The sequence below is a fragment of the Alteromonas mediterranea DE genome, from assembly GCF_000020585.3.
In the GTDB taxonomy this organism is placed as follows: domain Bacteria; phylum Pseudomonadota; class Gammaproteobacteria; order Enterobacterales; family Alteromonadaceae; genus Alteromonas; species Alteromonas mediterranea.
In genome coordinates, this window is sequence record NC_011138.3 from 448,571 (window position 1) to 455,000 (window position 6,430).

The window sequence follows — 6,430 nt, forward strand, 5'->3', positions numbered from 1 at the left end:
ATAACAATAACTATGATAACCCTACGCCTTAGTTTGATGATGTTCCTTCAGTTCTTCATTTGGGGGGGCTGGTTTGTAACATTAGGCACGTATCTATCGAATACCCTGTCTGCCAATGGTGGGCAAATCGGTATGGCTTTCTCAACCCAGAGCTGGGGCGCCATCATTGCCCCCTTTATTGTGGGCCTTATTGCTGACCGATTCTTTAATGCAGAAAAGATCCTCGGCTTACTACACATTGTTGGCGCCGTGCTTATGTACTGTATGTACCAAGCGAATGATTTCGCCAGCTTTTACCCTTATGTGTTGGCATACATGATTGCATACATGCCTACGCTTGCTTTGGTTAACTCAGTGTCATTCGGACAAATGGTCGACCCGTCAAAAGAGTTCGGAAAAGTTCGTGTGTGGGGCACTATCGGCTGGATTGTGGCAGGCCTTATGATTAGCTATGTCTTCTCATGGGATTCTGCACAGTCTATTGCCGATGGTATGCTCAAAAACACGTTCTTATTGTGCAGCGTTGCCTCGCTAATGTTGGGCGTATTCAGTTTTACACTGCCAAACACGCCACCTCAATCTAGCGGTAAAGCGGTAACTATTCGCGACATTCTTGGCTTGGACGCGTTGGCACTGTTAAAAGACAAAAACTTCTTTGTATTTTTTCTTTCATCTGTACTTATTTGTATTCCACTGGCGTTTTACTACCAGAATGCTAACCCTTTTCTTACCGAAATAGGCGTTGAAAACGCCACGGGCAAAATGACACTAGGTCAAGTTTCCGAAGTATTGTTCATGTTGGCCCTGCCGGTATTTTTGAACCGTTTCGGCATTAAAGCCACGTTAGTGATAGGTATGGCAGCGTGGGTTGTACGTTATGCACTGTTCGCATTCGGGAACGCTGACGAAGGCTTGTTCATGCTTATTGTTGGTATTGCACTGCACGGTATTTGTTACGACTTCTTCTTTGTATCAGGGCAAATCTATACCAATTCAAAGGCGGGAGAAAACGTAAAAAGTGCAGCGCAGGGGCTAATTACCTTAGCGACATATGGCGTAGGTATGCTGGTGGGCTTTGCAGTGGCAGGCGCAATTACCGACACCTACACGATGGAAACAGGTGCGCATAGTTGGCAGCAGGTCTGGTTATTCCCAGCAGGGTTTGCCGCGGTTGTGTTAGTGCTATTCGCCATTCTGTTCAGAAAGGAAAAGGTGAACGCAGATGCATAACATTACCCGCAGAAAATTACTTCAAAGTATGGCTATGACAGGGGCAGGCATTGCCGGAACAGGATTAGCAGCAGCTGGTTTAGCCACTGCTATGCCTGCTATAGCGAGTACAAACGGCACGAAAGGTAGCAACACCATGAATACGCCGCTTAAAGGAAATGTAAATCATTCGGTAAGCCGATGGACCTACGGCGATTTAAGCATTGAAGAGTTGTGCCAAACCGTTAAGCAATTAGGATTTGGAGCCATTGACTTGGTAGGTCCTGAAGATTGGCCTGTGCTAAAGCAGTACGGCATCGACTCTTCTATGTGTAACGGCGCCGAGATAAGTCTTGAAGACGGCTTCATTCACAGTGAGCTCCATGACGAACTAGAAGCGCGTTATATAAAGCACATCGACTTGGTCGCTGATGCAGGTTATACAAACCTTATCTGCTTTAGCGGCAATGCCCGAGGCATGTCACGAGAAGACGGACTGGAAAATGCGGTTAAAGGGTTAAAACGCATTTTACCTCATGCTGAAAAACGCAACGTAGTGATTTTCATGGAGCTGTTTAACAGTAAAGTCGACCACCCTGATTACATGGCCGACAATTCTGCATGGGGAATAGAGCTGTGCAAACGCCTAGGCTCTAAGCACTTCTCACTACTTTACGATATCTACCACATGCAAATTAATGAGGGGGATATCATCCGAACTATTCGAGATAACTATCAGTACTTTGGTCATTACCATACGGCCGGCGTACCTGGGCGTCACGAAATAGATGCTTCTCAAGAACTCAATTATGAAGCAATAGCTAAAGCCATTGTCGAGACCGGATTTAAAGGCTACTTAGCACAAGAGTTTATACCCACACCGAAAACCAAAGCCAACAGAATAGCGTCGCTACAACAAGCGATCCATATCTGTGATGTGTAACGTGCGAACAGGCACAGCGACGAATTAAGTTTTAAGGACGTGTTATGGCGAGTAACGAATATGATGCAATAGTTATTGGATCTGGTATCAGTGGCGGTTGGGCTGCTAAGGAGCTAACTGAAAAGGGCCTAAAAGTGCTAATGTTAGAACGTGGCCAAAATATCGAGCATATTAAAGATTATAAAAATGCGCATAAAGAGGATTGGGATTTTCCTCACCGAGATCTGCCTACTCAGGCTATGAAAGTTGACTACCCTGTGCTTAAGCGTGATTACCCGCTAAATGAAAAAACGTACGGCATGTGGGCAAATGAAAAAGAAAATCCTTATACCGAAGACAAGCGCTTCGACTGGTACAGAGGCTACCACGTGGGTGGGCGCTCACTGTTGTGGGGGCGTCAAAGCTACCGTTTGAACAAAGAAGATTTCGAAGCCAATGCTAAAGAAGGCATTGCAGTCGACTGGCCTATTCGCTACGACGATTTGGCGCCATGGTATGACTACGTAGAAAAATTCGCGGGTATCAGTGGTAATCGCGATGGCTTAGATGTATTGCCTGATGGTGTATACCAGCCACCAATGCCAATGAACATTGTAGAGGAAAGTGTCGCGGCGCGGGTGAAAAAGGCCTATGAAGGCGCGCGGCACATGGTGCATGGCCGCACTTCAAACATGACACAAAGCAAGCCCGAAGAAGGGCGTGTTCATTGCCAATACCGCAATAAGTGCTGGTTGGGTTGTCCTTTCGGTGGCTACTTCAGTACACAAGCATCTACGCTTCCAGCTGCGGTTAAAACAGGTAACTTAACCCTTCGACCTTTTTCGATAGTCAAAGAGATCTTGTTCGACAAAGACAAGAAACGCGCGACTGGCGTTGAAATTATCGATGCTGAAACCAACGAGACCTATGTATTTAAAAGCAAGATCATCTTTGTAAATGCGTCAGCACTTAACTCGGCGTGGGTACTGATGAATTCCGCCACAGACGTATGGGACGGTGGCTTAGGAAGCAGCAGCGGCGAGTTGGGTCACAACGTTATGGATCACCACTTTAGAGTCGGAGCTTCAGCTGAAGTTGAAGGTTTTGACGACAAATATACCTACGGTCGCAGACCGAGTGGCTTCTATGTGCCAAGGTTTAGAAACTGGGGAAGTGATAAACGAGATTACTTGCGAGGATTTGGTTATCAAGGCGGCGCAAGCCGTTCAGGTTGGCGCAAAGACATAGCTGAGCTTGGTATAGGTGCTGGACTTAAAGACGCATTAACAGAGCCAGGTCCTTGGACAATAGGCATGACAGCCTTCGGAGAAATTCTTCCGTATCACGAAAACAAAGTGTACTTGAATAAAAAAGTCACCGACAAATGGGGCTTACCAGTACTCGCAATGGATGTAGAGATTAAAGAAAACGAGCTTAAGATGCGTAAGGACATGCAGCAAGACGCTATTGAGATGTTTGAAGCGGCTGGCCTTAAAAATGTTCAAGGCTGGGATGCAGACTACGCACCGGGTATGGGCATTCATGAAATGGGTACGGCGCGTATGGGGAGAGATTCTAAAAGCTCTGTGCTCAACGCGCATAACCAAGTATGGGATGCACCAAACGTATTCGTGACCGATGGTGCAGCAATGACATCGGCCAGCTGTGTTAACCCTTCACTGACCTATATGGCATTAACGGCAAGAGCCGCAGACTTTGCCGTAGAAGAGTTAAAGCGAGGAAATCTATAATGGAACGCAGAGAACTACTTAAACTCATAGCAACTGCTACAGGCACAGCATTGTTCGCAGGTAATGTACTTGCCTACACAGATGTGCCCGCTGTACCGCTTAGCGACACATTATTTAATGAAAAAGATGTGGCCTTGATGAATGAAATGGGTGAGGTGATCATTCCTCAAACTGACACGCCTGGAGCAAAAGCGGCCAACGTTGGCGCGACAATGGCTGTGTTGATAACCGATTGCTACACACCTTTACTTCAAAAGACCTTTCTTGATGGCATTAAGAAAATATCTTCGTTAAGTCAAAGTCGTTTCAACAAGCAATTTGTTCAGCTTACCAAGCAAGAACGAGAGGCTTTATTTAACGACCTGGATGTAGAAGCGAAAGCGGCGAACCTTGCTAACGGTGTTTATCAAGGTGTTGAAACAGGAAAGCCAAGTCAGTGGGAGCCAGGCACCGATGAGCCAACCCCTCACTACTTTACGTTATTAAAACAGCTCACACTTTATTGCTTTTTCACGTCTCAAGTTGGCGCGACTAAAGTGCTTCGATATGTGGCTATTCCTGGACGTTACGACGGTGCATTCCCTTATAAAAAGGGCGACAAAGCGTGGGCAACCTAAACCTGCGCTATCGAGCAGCCAAACACAACACAGTTATACAACGGATAAAACAAGGTACTGACACTATGAATAAAACACTCGTCGCTTCAACTGTGGCTTTGCTTATGCCACTTTCTGCATGCGCAACGACAGATGCAGATACTGAAAAAAGCGAATCGCGTTTAACCCGAGAACAACAGGCCGCTAAAACGGAAGTTTGGGAACCTGTTCCTGAAGTGGTTTCTTTTGATAAGGTAGGCGTGCCCTCTGATGCCATCTCTTTAATTGGTGATGACTTATCTAACTGGACTTCAGTAAAAGAAGGTGATGCTAAGTGGACGCTTCAAGATGGTGTACTTACCGTAAAACCGGGAACAGGCGATATCAAAACGAAAGCAGAGTTCTGTGATGTTCAGTTGCACGTAGAGTGGAAAGCGCCACAGCCAGAAGCAGGTATGGAAGGACAACAGCGCAATAACAGTGGTATCTTCCTGCAGCAGCGATATGAAATTCAGGTCTTGGACTCATATCAGAACAAGACCTATCCCAATGGACAAGCGGCAAGTGTTTATAAACAAACCATTCCTTTAGTTAACGCTATGAAGGCGCCTGGCGAATGGCAAACTTACGACATCATATATAAAGCGCCTACCTTTAACGGTGAAGCGCTAGCAACGAAAGGTTATGTTACGGTAATACATAACGGCGTAGTGGTTCAGAACCATACTGAAATTCAAGGGACAACAGAATGGATCGGTGCACCTAAGTACAAAGCTCACGGATGCGCGCCGCTTCAATTACAAGATCACGGCAACTTAGTAAGCTTTAAGAACATGTGGGTAAGACCACTTTAAAAAGCAAGCCGATAGATATCTTCAATCTCTTCAATGCTCAGTTGCTTGGGATTATTACGAAGAAGGCGAGTTACTTTACTCGCCTCTTCCGCTAACTCACCTACACAAGAAGACGAAATATTAAAAGGGGTGAGTGAAGCGGGTATATCGACATCCCTGCAGAGTTTTTCGATAGCAATTAACAACAGTTTAATTGCCTCATCTTTTGAATGGTGACGTTCACATACCTTCAGAAGCTTAGCTACACAATAAAGCTTGTCTTGGCAAAACGGTGCATTTACTTTCAATACATGAGGAAGCATAACCGCGTTACTCATTCCATGTGATAAATGAAATCGCCCACCTAAAGGGTAAGCCAGAGCATGCACTGCTCCAACGCCGGCGTTTCCAAAAGCAAGGCCGGCCATTAAACTGCCGGTGGCCATATCTTCGCGAGCAGCCAGATTTTCTCCATTATTATAAGCATGCACCAAAGAATTAAAGATCAGCTTTAATGCTTTTTCGGCAAGAGCATCAGTAATAGGGCTAGCATTAACACTTATATAGGCTTCAAGCGCGTGAACGAATGCGTCTATTCCGCTTGCGGCCGTTATAGACGGTGGGCAAGTTTTTGTCATCTCAGGCGCAACAATAGCAACATCGGGTAATAGGCAGTGACTAACAATGCCTTTCTTCATTTGTGCTTTAGGGTCAGACAATATAGCAATATTGGTGACTTCCGAGCCTGTCCCTGCGGTGGTGGGAATAACAATAAGAGGAAGACGCCTTTCTGAAAGCGTATTTTCACCAAAGAGTTTGCTAATAGACCCGCTATGATCATAGGTAGCTGCTAGTACTTTTGCGCTATCAATAGCACTACCGCCACCAAGGGCGATAATGCCATCTACCTTATTCTCGCGAAGGTCGTTTAATTTGGCTTCTATGATATTTACAGCAGGCTCGGGTGGAATATCATCGATAATGTGCAAGGGGGGATAGGGAAGTAAAGCGAGTACTTGCTCAAGAAGACCAGATGACGAAACACCTTTATCAGTTACGACGGCACAATCTTTTATACCTAATCGCGTCATTTCATCTGCAAGGGCTTTTATCGCGCCA

At 45.7% G+C, this 6,430-nt stretch carries 6 protein-coding genes (1 of these 6 only partly in view); 5 read left to right on the plus strand and 1 reads right to left on the minus strand.

Going from position 1 to position 6,430, the window contains the following annotated elements; translation table 11 throughout:
- The first annotated feature begins 12 nt into the window (after positions 1 to 12).
- The 5 genes from MADE_RS02045 (at position 13) to MADE_RS02065 (ending at position 5,332) form a co-directional block, all read left to right on the plus strand.
- Entirely contained in the window at positions 13 to 1,230 is a 1,218-nt protein-coding gene (locus MADE_RS02045; RefSeq protein WP_012516943.1) for a nucleoside permease, read from the plus strand.
- Positions 1,223 to 2,152 (plus strand): hydroxypyruvate isomerase family protein, encoded by a 930-nt coding sequence (locus MADE_RS02050; RefSeq protein ID WP_012516944.1) that lies wholly within the window; start codon positions 1,223 to 1,225, stop codon positions 2,150 to 2,152. The genes MADE_RS02045 and MADE_RS02050 overlap by 8 nt, the downstream gene beginning before the upstream one ends.
- Positions 2,153 to 2,196: 44 nt before the next feature.
- Positions 2,197 to 3,882 (plus strand): GMC oxidoreductase, encoded by a 1,686-nt coding sequence (locus tag MADE_RS02055; RefSeq protein ID WP_012516945.1) that lies wholly within the window; start codon positions 2,197 to 2,199, stop codon positions 3,880 to 3,882.
- The gene (locus MADE_RS02060; protein ID WP_012516946.1) at positions 3,882 to 4,499 is read left to right on the plus strand and encodes a gluconate 2-dehydrogenase subunit 3 family protein; all 618 of its coding nucleotides are present in this window, start codon (positions 3,882 to 3,884) and stop codon (positions 4,497 to 4,499) included. Before MADE_RS02055 ends, MADE_RS02060 begins: the two co-directional genes overlap by 1 nt.
- A gap of 65 nt (positions 4,500 to 4,564) precedes the next feature.
- Positions 4,565 to 5,332, plus strand: a complete 768-nt coding sequence (locus MADE_RS02065; protein ID WP_012516947.1) for a 3-keto-disaccharide hydrolase — start codon at positions 4,565 to 4,567, stop codon at positions 5,330 to 5,332.
- On the opposite strand, the gene MADE_RS02070 is transcribed toward MADE_RS02065, so the two are convergent.
- Positions 5,329 to 6,430 carry the 3' portion of an iron-containing alcohol dehydrogenase gene (locus MADE_RS02070; protein ID WP_012516948.1) on the minus strand. The gene runs 47 nt beyond the window's last position, so the window shows 1,102 of its 1,149 coding nt (coding positions 48–1,149); its start codon lies beyond the right edge, outside the window; the stop codon is at positions 5,329 to 5,331. The two genes, MADE_RS02065 and MADE_RS02070, sit on opposite strands and share 4 nt — an antisense overlap.

What these genes read in the sequence shown, in the direction of transcription:
- MADE_RS02045 (WP_012516943.1), top strand. Translation starts at nt 13, where the DNA reads ATGATAACCCTACGCCTTAGTTTGATGATGTTCCTTCAGTTCTTCATT.
- MADE_RS02065 (WP_012516947.1), top strand. Translation starts at nt 4,565, where the DNA reads ATGAATAAAACACTCGTCGCTTCAACTGTGGCTTTGCTTATGCCACTT.
- MADE_RS02055 (WP_012516945.1), top strand. Translation starts at nt 2,197, where the DNA reads ATGGCGAGTAACGAATATGATGCAATAGTTATTGGATCTGGTATCAGT.
- MADE_RS02050 (WP_012516944.1), top strand. Translation starts at nt 1,223, where the DNA reads ATGCATAACATTACCCGCAGAAAATTACTTCAAAGTATGGCTATGACA.
- MADE_RS02060 (WP_012516946.1), top strand. Translation starts at nt 3,882, where the DNA reads ATGGAACGCAGAGAACTACTTAAACTCATAGCAACTGCTACAGGCACA.